This is a genomic window from Brevibacillus reuszeri (assembly GCF_002897295.1).
GTDB lineage: Bacteria > Bacillota > Bacilli > Brevibacillales > Brevibacillaceae > Brevibacillus > Brevibacillus reuszeri_A.
In genome coordinates this window covers 40131-54860 of the sequence record NZ_BEXF01000027.1, presented here as the reverse complement: position 1 = coordinate 54860, position 14730 = coordinate 40131, and the positions used below count along the sequence as shown (strand labels likewise).

The window sequence follows — 14730 nt, the reverse complement described above, 5'->3', positions numbered from 1 at the left end:
CTTTTGACGCTTATTTATTTACATTTTGCAGCATGTTCAGTTCTTCTTCCGTCAGTTCCCGGTATTCACCTGGCTTTAATGATGGATCGAGGTGGAGAGGACCCATGCGAACGCGCTGCAAATAGGTAACCTGTAATCCAAAAGCGGCAAACATCCGCTTTACCTGATGGAACTTGCCTTCCATAATCGTCACGCGAATTTCAGAGATCTCGCCCGAGGACAGAATCTCCAGCTTGGCTGGCAGCGTAGTAAAGTCCTCCAGCTCAACCCCTTTGGCAAACTCTTGTACATGCTCTTCTGTTACACGGCCATCGATTCGAGCGAAATATTCCTTGTCGACCTTCTTTTTCGGAGAGAGCAGACTATGCGATAGCTGGCCGTCGTTGGTCAACAGCAAGAGACCTTCTGTATCAATGTCCAATCGTCCAACGGGATGTACCTTGATCGCCCATTCATAAGGCAGCAAGTCCACGACTGTTTCATGGACATTGTCCTCAGTCGCAGAAACCACTCCAGGCGGCTTGTTCAGGAGGACGTACACCCAACGCTTGAAATTGAGCGGCTCTCCGTCCACAACGATATCCTGTTCTTCTGCAATTACATGCATGCCTGGATCTGTAGCGACGACGCCCTCGACTACGACCAAGCCTTGCTTTACCAGTACCTTCACTTCCTTGCGGGTGCCGAGCCCCATATTTGCCAGCACCTTGTCCAAACGTTCACGTTTCATGTATGTTCCTCACTTTTCATCGAATAAGCCAAAACGGTCATGACCATTTTTGTACGTTGATACTAGTTTGGCCTAATGCAACGCGCAAATCAAGAGGAACCCCGTGGACCTAAGTCTTGCACTTTTGACGGCGATTTGCTATAGTAGATAATGTTTCTGATCAATCAATATGGAGAGATACCCAAGTGGTCATAAGGGGACGCACTCGAAATGCGTTAGGCGTCGTGAGGCGTGCGTGGGTTCGAATCCCACTCTCTCCGCTTAAAAAAGAAAAAGCATAACGTTGCTGTATGTAGATTGAAGCATATTTTTGCCACCACGGCAAAGATATGCTTCAATTTGTTTTTGGTAAGAATATGCTTCAAACAAAATACTGGTTGTTGTTTTTGTTTAATACGCTAAATAGAACCCAAATTGGGGTATGAAATAGGAAAAAGCCTGATACATTGGTATTATCCCTTTAAGTAAACACTCAGGTGTGACATAATGCGGCTTTCAAATGCTGAAATAGAAACAAAGGGTATCTCCTTCGTGAGATACCCTTTGTTAAATAAGACCTATTTATAATACGAAGTAGTCAATGGTACAAAGACAGCAGTACCACCTTTTACATTTCCGTGAATATACAATGATTTAACGTCACCGATATCCGCTTGGACAGTAACCAAGCCTTCCTCAGCTTTGATCACATCTATCTTTTTCAAAATCGTATTGGTATCGCCGTCTTCTATAGTAAGGTCCTTTATATCACCATTAACAGCTGCTATCTGAAGATATAGTGTTTGATGCTCTTTATTCGGATAGAGCATAAAGTTGGTGCTACGGTCGCCAGGTCCATTGTTGAAATAAGCTTCTTTATAATCCTTACCTTTATAGGTTGTTTGAGCTGAGTTTTTCGTATGATACATATCTTTGAAGCCATCAACAATAGAAACGCCGTCAACTTTCTCGCCTAAAATAATAGTTTTGGTAGTCTCATCATAATCGACTGCTATATCAAGTGCGTCGGAGATGGAGCGAATAGGAAAATAATTTGCTCCTTGATAGGAGATTGGTGCAATAACGTTACCCTTGACATCACGCAAATCAACATGAGTTCCATTGACCTGCACCCTTACCTCAGGGTTAAGGTAAGCTTTAATTTCCTGCAGCTTAGTTGCCGCTAAAGCGCCAGCTCCCATGCTTGCCAGCATTGATGCGCTTATAATAGCTACAAATGCTTTTTTTTTCATTTGATTCACTCTCCTTGTGGTAAGTGATTACAAGCAATACTGGAAAGTATAGAGAAATTATTAATTGAAGTCTATATCTATTTGGAATATTTTATATAAAACAGGAGAAGGAATACCATTTATATTCATTTGAACAGCAGATCACTCATATTCACCTGAATCCGTGAAATTTTGCTGATACCTAAAAACACATGTATCTCATATTAACAAAGATACATGTGTTTTTCCTTTTAAAGTACAAAAAGTAAAGCGATATTACATGTGACTTGGCATGGATATGATTCAATCTAGTAAATGCGGAAAAAATATGCTTCAACTCGTTGATAGCCTTATCTCAAATAAGTCTTTCTTCGGTCCTATATTGGAAAAAATATGCTTCAATACGTGGCAAGTATATACTTCAAGTCACACTGTATCAGCGACGTTATGCTTTTTTTATGTTAAAAAACCATTTCTATTACAAAACACGCCTGGCTCCTTCAAACCGCTGCTCCCATGAAGTGCCACGGAACTTGGTAGTAGTTACACCAGGGCGTCCATACGTATGCAGCAGCGTGTTATTGCCTGCATAGATGGCAACGTGAGTGATTCGTGGGGAAGTGCTACCATAGCTTCGGAAGAAAACGAGGTCACCTTTTTTAAGCTGACCCTTCGACACGTGCTTGCCAACCCTGGCCTGTTGGCGTGAGTCGCGAGGTAACTTAATTCCTACCTGTTTAAATACACGTTGAGTAAAGGAAGAGCAATCAAATGTTCGGGTTGTGTTTTTGCTGGACCCAAATTTGTAAGGTACCCCTCTGTAGCGCAAACCGATCGAAATCACCTGGCTGTATCCGCTTGTGAGCTGCTTTTGGCGGTCGCTATGTTTTGAGTATTCTCACTATTTTGGGCGTACGAATTGTTATTATTGCTTTCTTGAGCGGTGCGCTGCTGTTTCCTTTTCTTCTTCTTCGTTTTTTTCTGCTGTTTTTGCTCGGTTTGTGACTTGTGGCTTTTTTCCTTTGCCGCATAGGCTTGTCCACCTACACCAAATAAGAGAGAAGTACCTATGAGGATAGCTAAGACAGTGCTGGCATTACCTTTCCAGTTTCGTTTTATCAACATTTTCCTCCTCCAGATCTGTGTATATTGCAAGATTATTTGCTCTTATTACATCCTACAGGTCAAAACTAAGATTCCCGGTAGAATTTCATTAGAGTTTCATGAGAAGACTGTTGGTAAGATCTTCACTTTTTCTCACGTATCGGAGTGATTTACATGTCAGGAGCAGATACCAAAGGGCATGTCCTCATCGTAGAGGATGAAAAAAATTTGGCCCGGTATTTACAGCTGGAGCTGGAAAATGAGGGATTTACAACGGATGTCGTCTACGATGGACCCGCAGGGCTGGCAAAGGCTTATGAAAATGTACACGATCTGATTTTATTGGACATCATGCTGCCTGAGCTGTCAGGGATTGAGGTATGCAGGCGTGTCAGAGAGGTAAGTCAGATCCCGATTATTATGATTACGGCCCGTGGCGAGGTTCCTGATATTGTGACTGGGCTCGATAGTGGCGCCAATGATTATGTGACCAAGCCGTTTTCGATCGAAGAGCTGTTTGCGCGTATCAGGACCCAGCTGCGGAGAAAGGAGACAAAAGGAAATCAGGACATTCTTATCGGTGATCTGCGAATCTTACCAAACGCCAGGCGTGTATTTAAAGCGGACGAGGAAATTTTACTTACTCCACGGGAGTTTGACCTGTTGAATTTCCTGGTGCAGCACAAGGAGCAGGCGGTTTCGCGCGAGCAAATTTTGTCCTCTGTATGGGGATTCGACTTTATGGGGAATACAAACGTAGTTGATGTATACATCCGTTATTTGCGAAACAAAATGGAAGATGGCTCATCGATCAAGCTGATTCATACCGTAAGAGGAATTGGATATACGCTACGAGAATAGTGCCTGCTTTTATCTCGTTAGATAGGTGATCGCGTTGTTATTACATCGAAGATACTCGCTGAAATGGAGACTTACCTTTTTATTTACCACTGTCATGCTTGTCTTGCTGCTTTTTCTTACGGTGTTTATTTTTTGGAGTACGTCCAATCTCGTTTATCAGCACGAACAGCAGCTCCTCAATCAAAAGGCTGCAGCTATCGCCTCGGACGTCACAACTGAGATTACAGAGGATTCCACGCTCGATATTTCGTATTTGTCGCGGCTGCTGATGAACTACTCAGACAGTAATCAATCAATCACACTCATTGATGTTCAAAATGGAAAGAAGCTGGCGTCGATTGTAGGAGCCAACTGGAACAAGGAACCGGACGATTTTTATGAAAGAATCCTGGTTGCCGAGGAATCTGTGCGCTTGCCATCGCCTGCCCATCCAATGCTCGTCCAGATAAGTGAATCGACGTCAGCACTCAAATGGTACTTTACGATTTTATTCATGATTCTAATTCTGTCCTCCTCAATAACGCTTGTGCTTTCAGGGGTGGGAGGCTACTTCTTGAGCAAGTGGGGGCTTAGGCCACTGGATCAGCTCATTATGCAGATTCACTCGATTTCCCCGCAGCGTCTTTCTGAGCGAATCCATCATTATAACGTGGAAACGGAAATATACGAGCTGATTCATGCCTTCAACCTGCTCATGGATCGCATGGAGGAAGCACTCGTATCTCAGCAACGGTTTGTAACAGACGCCTCACATGAATTACGTACACCGCTGACCATTATCGAAGGATATGTCAGTCTGCTGCAAAGATGGGGAAAGCATAAGCCAGAGATTCGGGACGAGGCACTCCTTGCGCTTAGTCAGGAGTGTGACCGGCTATCACGATTAATCGAGGATCTGCTCTCACTAGCCAAAATGCAGGATGCAACTCAGATTAGCTCACACAAGACGGTCCAGTCGCTGACTCCTCTGCTGCTTGAAGTAAAGCAGGCATGGCTTCCCGTTTATCCGGCACAGATCAAGCTGTCCTTTGAATGGACGGAACCGCTGTTTTTGTATATGGATCGGGAAAGAATGAGGCAATTGCTCGATATACTGTTGGATAATGCCCGCAAATACACCGATCGGGGACAAGTAGAGGTAAGGGCATATAGTGATGAGAAATGGGTGCATATCACGATTGAGGATACGGGGATAGGTATACCAGAGAGCGAGATTCCTCATCTTTTCAAGCGATTTTATCGGGTAGACAAATCGCGCAACCGGATAAGAGGTGGGAACGGAATTGGGCTCGCGATCGCGCAATCGATCATCACTGACCATCAGGGAATGATTACAATCAGTCCTTCCGCACAAGGCGGGACCAAAGTACATGTCCAGTTGAGCAAGGCATCCCCTACATAAAAGGATTGAATCCCCTAGTTAGGAGGTGTATTGACAGAGTGATCATCCGACATTATTATATACCTATACGGGTATTAGTATTAAGTTGATTTTGCTACTCAAAAGGAGGACAATAAAATGGCAGATATCACAGTAGATACAAAAGGACTGGCATGTCCAATGCCGATCGTCAAAGCGAAGAAAGCATTGGATAGTCTTGAGGCAGGTCAAACGATGGAGGTTTTGTCTACGGATAAAGGCTCTTTGAATGACTTTACAGCGTGGGTGAAGCAAACCAAGAATGAAATGATTTCCCATGAGGAAGAGAACGGTGTATACAAATTTCTCGTGAAAAAGGGATAAAAAAATAAGCGAGCACCTGATGCAGTGTTCGCTTATTCCCGATTTTCATAGACGATCCGCACGCCTAGCGGGGAGTAGGTTTCTTCTCTATAATGACCATTTGGACATTGCTTGGTGCAATGCAGGGAATCGACTTTTGTATGCAACGGCTCTTTACATGTCGGGCAACGATGCTGAAAAATGGATTTCAGATAACGGAGCATGGGTATCACCTTATTCTGATTAAATTACTTGGTTTTATTTTACCTGACGTTTCATCATTTGAGAAGCAGTCCACATGTTCTCATGTGCAAAAAGATGAGAAGGCAGGGAGGATTTATGGGTTTTGACTTATTTTTCTTGATGGTTGCTTTAGGCTTTATCGGCTCCTTTTTCTCTGGCTTGCTCGGAATAGGCGGGGCGATAATCAACTACCCTTTGCTGCTGTTTATACCTGCTTTGATCGGGGTAGCTCACTTTACCGCACAAGAGGTGTCCTCGATCTCCATGTTTCAGGTGTTTTTTGCATCCTTGTCGGGTGTCCTTGCCTTTCGCAAACGGAACGGAAAAGGGTCTGCGCTTATTCATAAAGGCCTCGTGAAGGATATGGGTGCCAGTATTTTGATTGGGAGCTTGCTGGGTGGCTTCATTTCTAAATTTTTGTCGAGTGAAAGCATCAATCTCGTTTACGGGATTTTAGCAATAGTAGCAGTCGTCTTAATGCTCATAAAAAACAAAGGAAGCGATGAAGCAGAGGGCGAGATTGTGTACAGTCGTGTGATTGCGATTGTTTCTGCTTTCAGTGTCGGGATCGTCTCCGGTGTTGTAGGGGCGGGGGGAGCTTTTATCCTGATTCCAATCATGCTTACCGTTCTTAAAATTCCTACACGAGTTACGATTGCTTCCTCCCTTGCCATCGTATTCATATCCGCTATTGGTGGTGTATTAGGGAAGCTGACTACGGGACATATTCCCGTTTTGCCCGTTATGTTTACGGTAATAGGGAGCGTGCTAGGTGCGCCGCTGGGTAGCCGCGTCAGCGCAAAAATGGATGTTAAGTATCTTCGGTATGGCCTGATTGTTTTGATCTGTGCGACGGCGATCAAGATTTGGAGTGATATCCTGTAAAGAGAAGGAGCTTTTCATTGCAAGAGCTCTTTGTATCTTTTAAAATACCTATAGGGGTATAAGTATATATAGAGAGGGGTCTTAAGATGGATACGCAAAAAGAAAAAACAACGATTGTCCTGTTTAGCGGGGATTTAGATAAAGCAATTGCAGCATTTATCATAGCAAATGGTGCTGCTGCCTATGATCACGACGTCACGATTTTCTTTACCTTCTGGGGATTGAATACGATGCGCAAGGATGAGCTCGTCAACGTCAAAAAAGGCTTTCTGGAAAAGGCGTTTGGTTGGATGATGCCTAGAGGCGCGAAAAAGCTGGGCTTGTCCAAAATGAACATGATGGGCATGGGGCCAGAAATGATCAAGCACGTCATGAGAAAGCACAATGCGCTGTCACTTCCGCAGCTGATCGAGCTGGCGCAAGAGCAAGGGGTCAAGCTGGTTGCCTGCACGATGACGATGGATCTTTTGGGATTAAAGCAGGAGGAATTGTTGGATGGTATGGAATATGCGGGCGTAGCTGCTTATTTGGGGGATGCCACACAAGCAAAAGTAAATTTATTTATTTAATTAACACTTGCCCACTTCCCTTGTAGCTTGACAAAGCTTGGCTATCGCATAATATACCTGTATACGTATGCGTGATGTGAAACAGGAGGAATTCACATGGAGTACAACTATGGTGAAGATATTAAAAGACGGTTGAAGAGAATCCAAGGGCAGATTGGTGGCGTACTGAGGATGATGGACGAGCAGAAAAACTGCAAAGAGGTTGTTGCGCAGCTATCTGCCGTTCGAAACGCTTCAGACAGAGCAATCGCCCAGATCGTGGCTGAAAATCTTCAGCGTTGTTTACTGGAAGAACAAGAAGCGGGCAGAGACACAGGCAAGATGGTAAAAGAGGCTGTAGAGCTACTCGTGAAAAGCCGCTAATTTTAGATTGGAAAGGGTGTTCACATGTAGTACTCTACGATTCTTATCATCATTGCTTATGCGTTGATTACGTGGTATCTAGTTTCCCGTTTCCTTCCTGTAAAAGGCTTGGAGACAATACGAGCAGATCAATTCAAGGAACGCGTGAATCAAAAAAGCAAGGTGCTGCTCATCGATGTGCGCGAGCCGCATGAATTCAAGACAGGTCACATTCCTACTGCGATTAACATTCCTTTGTCCCAGTTAAACAGTCGGGTAAAGGAAATCTCCACAAAAAACGATATCTTGCTCTATTGCCGCAGCGGGATGCGCAGCAAGCAGGCTGCAAAAATACTAAAAAAGCATGGCGTACAGAAAATGGCGCACCTGCAAGGTGGGATCACAGCCTGGTCTGGGCCAACAAAAAAGAAATAATCGATTGAGTGTCGGCTACTTCCGGGTGTTATGGCATCCAGAGTAGCCGCTGTTTTTTTATTGCTTGACTTTTTGATTTGTTGTAACTAAAATGATTACAACAGGACGATCGAGTGTATCACCTAATATTTTTGAGTGAGATGTAACTGTTATTGTTACAACGCGCTTGTTGCAAGAAAAATATTCATAATCAAGCAGAAATGAACAAATCATATATGACGGAGGGAAAACAAATGAAAATCGGAATTGTAGGAGCTAGCGGCAAAGCAGGACAATTAATTATGAAGGAAGCGTTGGATCGTGGTCATCAGGTTACCGCGATTGTACGCGATGCATCCAAAATCAGTGAACCAAACGTAGCTGTATTGGAAAAAGATGTGTTTACATTGACAGCGGCTGATCTCAGCGGATTTGATGCTGTGGTTAACGCATTCGGCGCGCCAGCAGGAAAAGAACATCTTCATGTCGAGGCAGGTAATGCTTTGATCGAAGCAATGAAAGGTGCTCCTACTACCAGATTGCTTGTTGTAGGTGGCGCTGGCAGCCTATTTGTAGACGAAGCGAAAACGACACGCGTGCACGAAACTCCTGATTTTCCTAAAGAGTATCTGGCAACAGCGCAAAACCAGGGTGAGAACCTGCGCATCCTCCAAGAAACAAACGGCATTCAGTGGACTTTTATTAGCCCATCTGCTTTCTTTGACCCAGCTGGTGAAAGAACAGGCGCATACCAATTGGGTAAAGATCACTTGCTGGTGAACGCAAGCGGTCAAAGCTACATCAGCTATGCTGACTATGCGATTGCGGTTCTGGATGAGATCGAAAATCCAAAGCATCGCAACGAGCGTTTCACAGTAGGCTCCAAATAAAAAGCTGATTAACAAAAAGACCAGTATCGCTATTTGCGAACTGGTCTTTTTTCCTGTTTTTTTCAATTTGAGCAGGAAGTTCTTATCTCACCAACGAACCGATAATCGGATAATGGAACGGGCGCCCTTGCAACGAGTATAAAATACCCTTGATTGGATAGTAGATCGCCATCAGCCCGAAAACGATCAAGAATGGGATCCCAATTATTATGAAGGAAAGTGCCCAGGAGATACTGACTAAAATCCCCATAAACAGATGGAACAACAGAGCTTGCAGTGCCATATTTTTTGCTTCACGGTCAGCCATTAAAAGCCAAACAATGAGAGGCACTAGAAAAGGTGCGAAAAATGCGCTGGCATGAGTAATCGCTTTTACTCCTCGATAATCCATAATAAGTCCTCCTCGTTATATGAACGGTTCAATGATTGATCTTATTGTAACGCACTTATGGAGTGAACCAAAACCATCAAAAGCGTGATTTTGGATCAGCCTTGAGACGGAGGAATTTTGAAATGGAATCCATTACTGTTATGATTAGAAAACTTACTAGAAAACCTGGTTTTTAAATTCTTATCAATAATTAAGAAAATCTTTCGCCTTTTGATACGTAATACTATATAGATATCCGTTACAATACAAAACAAGACGTAAGTGAAGGGAGCGACTAATAGATGATGATAGATTGTCATCAACCGCTAGGAATCAAAGAGCGGCTGACATTTTTCTATAATTTCTTGCAGGCGCCAGGGCAAGTCGGGAGTATTACGCCTAGCTCCCGTGCCTTAGCTAAACAAATGATGAAGCCGATTGACTGGGAAAAAGCAAATACGATTGTAGAATTGGGTGCAGGAACAGGAATATTCACCAAATGGATTCAGGAGATGAAACGCCCTGATGCGACGCTGGTTTCTTTTGAGAAGGAAACCACGATGAGAAACAGGCTGGAGCCTCTTTTTCCGAATGTCCTCTTTCACGAGGATGCCGTAGACTTGGGGCGAGTTCTGTCTGAGGCTGGCTTGGGAAAGGCAGACTGTATTATATCTGGACTGCCGTTTGCTAATTTTCCGCAAGCGCTGCGCGATCAGATCATGGAGCAGGTCATCACTACCCTGAAGCCTGGAGGCGTATTTGTCGCATTTCAATACTCCTTGCAAATGAAAAAGCAGCTTTTATCCGAGTTCGATAGCGTATCAGTAAAAATGGTTCCATTTAATGTACCGCCTGCTTTTGTTTACGTTTGTCACAAGGCACAGCGGTAGGAGGATAGTCAATAATGATGGTGGAAATGCTGACCGAGTCAGTGGGCCAGTTTGGGTATTTTGCTCTCTTTTTTACTTTGTGGCTTGGTATTGTTGGAATGCCGATTCCAGATGAGGTTATCGTCCTGTCAGCAGGCGTTTTGACCTCAATGAATATTTTAGAGATTCTCCCTGCTTTCATCGCTACGTATTTGGGGGTAGTCTCCGGCTTGTCACTAGGGTACGTCCTGGGAAGAATGCTGGGAGCGCCTGCTCTGAACTGGATCGGGCGAAAAAAGGGAATGGGCAAATACGTGCAGCAGGCGCAGTCTCTTTTGGAGAAATACGGGAGCTATGCGCTGTGCATCAGTTATTTTTTGCCGGTAGTCCGACATGTTGTCCCTTATCTCGTGGGAATCGGAAAAATGACGTTTCGCCGTTATGCGGCTTTTTCCTATACGACAGGGCTTGTATGGACCTTGATCCTGTTTTTTGCCGGACACTTCATGGGAAACAATGTAGCGAATCTGAATGCATTCCTAAGCATGTTCAACCAAGGCTTGGTAGTAGGAATTGCGGTTTTGGTGCTCGTGGCGGGTGCAAGTATATATGGATATAAGGTCTGGAAAAGAAAAAGAGTCTCTGTTTTATCAACAAAGACTCTGGTGAATGAAAATGAACGAAGTGAATAAAGTAGGCATCGATACCAAAGAGAATCTTCTGCTACGGCGGAAGATTTTTTTTGTCTTTTCGTAGATAGCCTTATAATAGATGGGAGTGAGAGGAGAGAAAGAGAGAGTGGCAACGAAAAAACAATTACTCTGGGCAGATTTGTCACTGTTTATCATTGCAGTGGCCTGGGGATATACCTTTATTTTGAGCAAGGATTTGCTGCTGGAGATTACGCCTTTTTATTTTCTGGGAACGCGATTCCTCCTGGCGGCATTGATCCTTCTTCCGTTTCTTTGGAAAAGGGTGAGAAGTTTTGGTCGTGATGTATGGGTGCAAGGAGCGCTATGCGGTGTGGTACTCTGTGCTGCGTTTACTTTACAGCTCTTGGGCATTGATCGAACGACCCCGGGCAAGGCTGGTGTCATTACCGGAACGAATGTAGTTCTAGTCCCCTTCCTGTACTTCTTGTGGCGGCGAAAAGCCGTGGGCAAGGGAGCGATCATTGGAAGCATCTTGGCTTTCATCGGACTCGTTTGCCTGTCTGGAGATGGGGAGTGGACAGGGCTCTCCTTGGGAGACATGCTGGTATTTCTCTGTGCAATCTTTTTTGCCATGCACATTTTGATGGTCGATCGTGTCTATGAAAAGAATGCCAATATAGACACGCTGGGCTTCGTGATGATCCAGCTGCTGGTGGTCGGATTGATCGACTCGGGCATTGCGATTTTTACTGAGCCGATTCCAGGGCCGCTCAGCTCCTATGGATGGTTTGCCTATTTATTTGACTGCTTGGTGGGAACCTTGCTCGCGTATGTGGTCCAAATTAAGGCCCAGCAATTCACCCCGCCCGTCCACGTCAGCATACTGCTCTCCCTTGAGGCTGTTTTTGCGTTTTTCTTTTCGTGGCTGCTCTGGGGGGAGCCAGTAACCGCTGTAGTGTTGACTGGCGTATTTCTGATGCTGGCAGGTATATACGTAACCGAGCTCAGTAGCCAGGAAACGTGAGTGTGTAAGCAAGTCAGGAAAGCGACGGTTTTTGTCGTTTTCCTCGCTTGCGCATGAGCTCGGGCAAGATAATTCCGATCAAAATAATGATGACGCCAGTGACTTGCAACAGAGAAACGGATTCATGCAGAATGATGAACGAAGAAAAAACGGCCATAGGCAGCTCGGCAGCACCTAAAATGGCAGCCATTCCTGGACCTGTGTGAGGGACACCAAAATTGAAGCAAACGGTCGGAATGAGAATGCCAAAAAAGGCAAGCAAGAACACGTAGGGGAAAAGTCCATCCAACAAAACACCGTTCCAAATAAACACGGGTGGATAAATGCATGCAACGAGTAAGAATGACCCAGTCGCCATGCCTGAGCTGCGAATCCATGGGTTTACGGTGACCGCCGCTTTTCCACTGAAGAGGATAAATAATGTGTAAGCAACAGCAGCCAGTAATCCGAAAATGACACCGATGAAGGTAAACTGTGCCAGACCTCCCGTTTCCAGCAAGCCACCTGCCAAGATGGTGCCGACTAGCAGCAGTCCGAGGGAGAGCAGCGTTTGTTTGTTGGGAAGCTGGCGGGAAATCACCGCTTCTGCCAGGACACCCATCCATGTAAATTGGAATAACAGGACAATGGCGATGGAAGCGGGTATATACTGCAACGCATTGTAATAGAAAACGCCCGTAGAGCCGACGGCCAAACCTACTGCCACAAGCAGAAGCAGTTGCCGTCCATTTGGCTTGGTCCGCAAAAAGAAGAGAGCGGGAAGCCAGGTAAGCAAAAAACCGAAAAACATCTGACCGCCAATCACTTCTGCTGGAGAGTACCCTTGCGCATAGGCGAGTTTTACGATGGTCGATAAAATTCCGTAGCTGCATGCCCCTAAAAAGACCAGTAGTATGTATCTCATATCATGTATCTCCTTACATACAGCATTTTTTGTCTTAGCTAGGATAATACGCGTTCTTATGTTTGTCTATGTATCCAAAAAAAACATGGCTGATAAAAACAGAGGTTTACCTTTTCTTTTAGCGCGGAAATAGGGAAGTGACACGTGATTGCATCTGTTACTTCTTTAATCCCTGCAGCGCGAAAAGGAAGGGGGAGACTAGTGCTATTAAAACTAAAAGACCGATTATTCGCAACATTCCTGTTGCTTAGCCTGCTCCCGATTTTGTTTATTTGCTTTCTCTTCTACAAAGAAGCGCAAGAGGCGGTATATGGACAATATGAAACAAGCATAGGAACGCATTTAAACCTGATTGATGAAAAGCTGACCTTCTTTTTTCGGGACATGCAAAAGGAAACCAGCCTTCTCGCTGTTGATCCCGTTTTAAAGGTTGCAGATAGCCTCTCAGACGTGAGCTCGCTGAGAAGCGTCTTTTTACATTTTGCCCATTCTCATGAGGCCGTAGGGAACATTCACTTGCTACGAGACGATCTCCGTACTTTTTCGATGCGGGAGGAGCTGGGATGGGATAGAAATAGTCATCGTCCATTTTGGCTGAGTCAGGAGGATATCGGTCTCAAAGACAGTCAAGTATGGCTGTACAGCCGATTGGATCAGGTAAGTAGCCAAAAATCGATGTTTGTTTCCCAGCGAGTAAGAAACAACGAAGGGAAACCCGTAGGAATGTTGTTAGTGGAGATTAAATTGGATTTATTAGCTAACTGGCTCAAATCAAACATATTACATACGCATAAAGAACTGATGGTACTCTCACCTACTGGAAAAATTATAATTCATTCGGACCAAGCCAAGCTGGGAAAACAAGTTCAAGATCTGTCTGAATACGACAACTTGAGCAGATCACTGAAAACGTCCCCAGAGGGAGAAGTTTTTTCCTTTCGTGAAAACGGTAGGCTTGTATACGCTTACCTTCAGGTTTCTCCAACCAGTGGCAACGTGTACGTAGAGTGGCTGCCGGGAGATGATATTACTAACCGTTTAGATCGTCTTCACCTCATTTTGCTTTGTACCATTTTTTTAATTGTTGGGTTTTCCGCATATGTGGCCCACAGACTTTCCCGTTGGGTAAGCAAGCCGATTTATACGTTGGTACAGGCAACAGATGTATTATTGAAGGGTGACTTTTCTGTACGTGTTCCGATTCATGGGATGGAAGAAATAACGCTGCTGGAGCGAAAATTTAATCAAATGGCAGAACAGCTGCACTTTCTGATTGGCCGTGAGCGAGAATATTTGCAAAAAGAATTGGACCAAATCGTAAGCAGCTTTTATCTAGCAGTAGAAATGAAGGACCCTTACACAGCAGGACATACGGAGCGGGTCACCCATTACGCACTCATTATTTATGATCATATGGACCCGATGGATTGCCAAACGTTTTCGCGTGATGATCTCCGCTATGCCAGCTTGATGCATGATATCGGAAAAGTGGCGATCCCTGATGATGTTCTCCTGAAAAACGGGAGACTGACAGAAGAGGAGTATGAGCGTATGAAGCAGCATTCCTCGATAGGCGCCGACATCGTAGAACAGATCGAGAGCCTGGCTCATGTCAGTCCCGGTGTCAGACACCACCATGAGCGCTGGGATGGACAAGGCTATCCAGACCGCTTAAAGGGAGAAGAAATTCCCCTGATCGGCCGTATTCTTGCTGTTGCTGATACGTTTGATGCGATGACGTCTACACGTTCTTATCGAAAGGCAATGACTGCTACTGAAGCCTACGAAGAAATTTTACGCGGATCTCAATCACAGTTTGATCCGAAAATCGTCAAGGTATTTCAGCAAGCGTATGACAAAGGCGCGTTCCAGGTAAAGCAGCGAGATTGAAGTAGAGGCTGAAGACTGTAACCGTGGGGTGCAGGATGCTTTTCCCTC

Annotated in this window: 18 protein-coding genes and 1 tRNA gene; 13 read left to right on the top strand and 6 right to left on the bottom strand. The window is 44.7% G+C overall.

Annotation, left to right across the window (positions count from 1 at the left end; genetic code table 11):
- Positions 1-10: 10 nt before the first annotated feature.
- The gene (locus C3B52_RS29085) at positions 11-730 is read right to left on the bottom strand and encodes a pseudouridine synthase (RefSeq protein ID WP_103109855.1); all 720 of its coding nucleotides are present in this window, start codon (positions 728-730) and stop codon (positions 11-13) included.
- A 171-nt stretch (positions 731-901) separates the two neighbouring features.
- Here C3B52_RS29085 and C3B52_RS29080 point away from each other — a divergent pair.
- Positions 902-990 (top strand) — tRNA-Ser (locus C3B52_RS29080).
- A 297-nt stretch (positions 991-1287) separates the two neighbouring features.
- Here C3B52_RS29080 and C3B52_RS29075 read toward each other — a convergent pair.
- The 3 genes from C3B52_RS29075 to C3B52_RS37580 all read right to left on the bottom strand — a co-directional run bounded on the left by C3B52_RS29075 (position 1288) and on the right by C3B52_RS37580 (position 3066).
- Positions 1288-1962, bottom strand: coding sequence for a hypothetical protein (locus C3B52_RS29075; RefSeq protein ID WP_103109854.1), 675 nt, complete (start codon positions 1960-1962; stop codon positions 1288-1290).
- Between the two features lie 457 nt (positions 1963-2419).
- On the bottom strand, positions 2420-2785 hold the full coding sequence (locus C3B52_RS37585) for a C40 family peptidase (RefSeq protein WP_103109853.1): 366 nt from the start codon (positions 2783-2785) through the stop codon (positions 2420-2422).
- Positions 2782-3066 (bottom strand): hypothetical protein, encoded by a 285-nt coding sequence (locus C3B52_RS37580; protein ID WP_103109852.1) that lies wholly within the window; start codon positions 3064-3066, stop codon positions 2782-2784. Before C3B52_RS37580 ends, C3B52_RS37585 begins: the two co-directional genes overlap by 4 nt.
- Positions 3067-3219: 153 nt before the next feature.
- Here C3B52_RS37580 and C3B52_RS29060 point away from each other — a divergent pair, with 153 nt between their 5' ends.
- The 8 genes from C3B52_RS29060 to C3B52_RS29025 all read left to right on the top strand — a co-directional run bounded on the left by C3B52_RS29060 (position 3220) and on the right by C3B52_RS29025 (position 8972).
- The gene (locus tag C3B52_RS29060; protein WP_103109851.1) at positions 3220-3906 is read left to right on the top strand and encodes a response regulator transcription factor; all 687 of its coding nucleotides are present in this window, start codon (positions 3220-3222) and stop codon (positions 3904-3906) included.
- 25 nt (positions 3907-3931) lie between these two features.
- Positions 3932-5308 (top strand): sensor histidine kinase, encoded by a 1377-nt coding sequence (locus tag C3B52_RS29055; protein WP_235615891.1) that lies wholly within the window; start codon positions 3932-3934, stop codon positions 5306-5308.
- Positions 5309-5425: 117 nt separating this feature from the next.
- The gene (locus C3B52_RS29050) at positions 5426-5650 is read left to right on the top strand and encodes a sulfurtransferase TusA family protein (protein ID WP_103109849.1); all 225 of its coding nucleotides are present in this window, start codon (positions 5426-5428) and stop codon (positions 5648-5650) included.
- A 318-nt stretch (positions 5651-5968) separates the two neighbouring features.
- A complete protein-coding gene (locus tag C3B52_RS29045) occupies positions 5969-6757 on the top strand; it encodes a sulfite exporter TauE/SafE family protein (protein WP_103109848.1) in 789 nt (262 codons plus the stop codon).
- Positions 6758-6843: 86 nt separating this feature from the next.
- Entirely contained in the window at positions 6844-7326 is a 483-nt protein-coding gene (locus tag C3B52_RS29040) for a DsrE/DsrF/DrsH-like family protein (RefSeq protein WP_103109847.1), read from the top strand.
- A 96-nt stretch (positions 7327-7422) separates the two neighbouring features.
- Complete coding sequence (locus C3B52_RS29035) at positions 7423-7689, top strand: metal-sensitive transcriptional regulator (protein ID WP_103109846.1); 267 nt, start codon at positions 7423-7425, stop codon at positions 7687-7689.
- A 39-nt stretch (positions 7690-7728) separates the two neighbouring features.
- The gene (locus C3B52_RS29030) at positions 7729-8103 is read left to right on the top strand and encodes a rhodanese-like domain-containing protein (RefSeq protein WP_235615898.1); all 375 of its coding nucleotides are present in this window, start codon (positions 7729-7731) and stop codon (positions 8101-8103) included.
- Positions 8104-8336: 233 nt separating this feature from the next.
- A complete protein-coding gene (locus C3B52_RS29025; protein WP_103109845.1) occupies positions 8337-8972 on the top strand; it encodes an NAD(P)-dependent oxidoreductase in 636 nt (211 codons plus the stop codon).
- Between the two features lie 82 nt (positions 8973-9054).
- Here the strand turns inward: C3B52_RS29025 and C3B52_RS29020 are convergent, their stop codons facing one another.
- Entirely contained in the window at positions 9055-9363 is a 309-nt protein-coding gene (locus C3B52_RS29020) for a DUF4870 domain-containing protein (protein ID WP_103109844.1), read from the bottom strand.
- Positions 9364-9644: 281 nt separating this feature from the next.
- Here C3B52_RS29020 and C3B52_RS29015 point away from each other — a divergent pair, with 281 nt between their 5' ends.
- The 3 genes from C3B52_RS29015 to C3B52_RS29005 all read left to right on the top strand — a co-directional run bounded on the left by C3B52_RS29015 (position 9645) and on the right by C3B52_RS29005 (position 11888).
- A complete protein-coding gene (locus tag C3B52_RS29015) occupies positions 9645-10232 on the top strand; it encodes a class I SAM-dependent methyltransferase (RefSeq protein ID WP_103109843.1) in 588 nt (195 codons plus the stop codon).
- Between the two features lie 14 nt (positions 10233-10246).
- On the top strand, positions 10247-10903 hold the full coding sequence (locus C3B52_RS29010; protein ID WP_103109842.1) for a DedA family protein: 657 nt from the start codon (positions 10247-10249) through the stop codon (positions 10901-10903).
- A 106-nt stretch (positions 10904-11009) separates the two neighbouring features.
- Positions 11010-11888: a DMT family transporter gene (locus tag C3B52_RS29005; RefSeq protein WP_164684986.1), complete on the top strand. Its 879-nt coding sequence runs from the start codon at positions 11010-11012 to the stop codon at positions 11886-11888.
- A 13-nt stretch (positions 11889-11901) separates the two neighbouring features.
- Here C3B52_RS29005 and C3B52_RS29000 read toward each other — a convergent pair whose 3' ends face one another.
- A complete protein-coding gene (locus tag C3B52_RS29000; protein ID WP_103109840.1) occupies positions 11902-12792 on the bottom strand; it encodes an EamA family transporter in 891 nt (296 codons plus the stop codon).
- A gap of 201 nt (positions 12793-12993) precedes the next feature.
- On the opposite strand from C3B52_RS29000, the gene C3B52_RS28995 reads away from it, so the two are divergent.
- Complete coding sequence (locus C3B52_RS28995) at positions 12994-14682, top strand: HD domain-containing phosphohydrolase (RefSeq protein ID WP_103109839.1); 1689 nt, start codon at positions 12994-12996, stop codon at positions 14680-14682.
- Positions 14683-14730 lie beyond the last annotated feature (48 nt).

Bases quoted from the DNA above. Each gene is read 5' to 3' on its own strand.
- C3B52_RS29050 (WP_103109849.1), top strand. From the start codon at position 5,426: ATGGCAGATATCACAGTAGATACAAAAGGACTGGCATGTCCAATGCCG.
- C3B52_RS29010 (WP_103109842.1), top strand. From the start codon at position 10,247: ATGATGGTGGAAATGCTGACCGAGTCAGTGGGCCAGTTTGGGTATTTT.
- C3B52_RS29020 (WP_103109844.1), bottom strand. From the start codon at position 9,363: ATGGATTATCGAGGAGTAAAAGCGATTACTCATGCCAGCGCATTTTTC.
- C3B52_RS29025 (WP_103109845.1), top strand. From the start codon at position 8,337: ATGAAAATCGGAATTGTAGGAGCTAGCGGCAAAGCAGGACAATTAATT.
- C3B52_RS29040 (WP_103109847.1), top strand. From the start codon at position 6,844: ATGGATACGCAAAAAGAAAAAACAACGATTGTCCTGTTTAGCGGGGAT.
- C3B52_RS37580 (WP_103109852.1), bottom strand. From the start codon at position 3,066: ATGTTGATAAAACGAAACTGGAAAGGTAATGCCAGCACTGTCTTAGCT.
- C3B52_RS29035 (WP_103109846.1), top strand. From the start codon at position 7,423: ATGGAGTACAACTATGGTGAAGATATTAAAAGACGGTTGAAGAGAATC.
- C3B52_RS29075 (WP_103109854.1), bottom strand. From the start codon at position 1,962: ATGAAAAAAAAAGCATTTGTAGCTATTATAAGCGCATCAATGCTGGCA.
- C3B52_RS29015 (WP_103109843.1), top strand. From the start codon at position 9,645: ATGATGATAGATTGTCATCAACCGCTAGGAATCAAAGAGCGGCTGACA.
- C3B52_RS29000 (WP_103109840.1), bottom strand. From the start codon at position 12,792: ATGAGATACATACTACTGGTCTTTTTAGGGGCATGCAGCTACGGAATT.
- C3B52_RS29085 (WP_103109855.1), bottom strand. From the start codon at position 730: ATGAAACGTGAACGTTTGGACAAGGTGCTGGCAAATATGGGGCTCGGC.
- C3B52_RS29045 (WP_103109848.1), top strand. From the start codon at position 5,969: ATGGGTTTTGACTTATTTTTCTTGATGGTTGCTTTAGGCTTTATCGGC.
- C3B52_RS29060 (WP_103109851.1), top strand. From the start codon at position 3,220: ATGTCAGGAGCAGATACCAAAGGGCATGTCCTCATCGTAGAGGATGAA.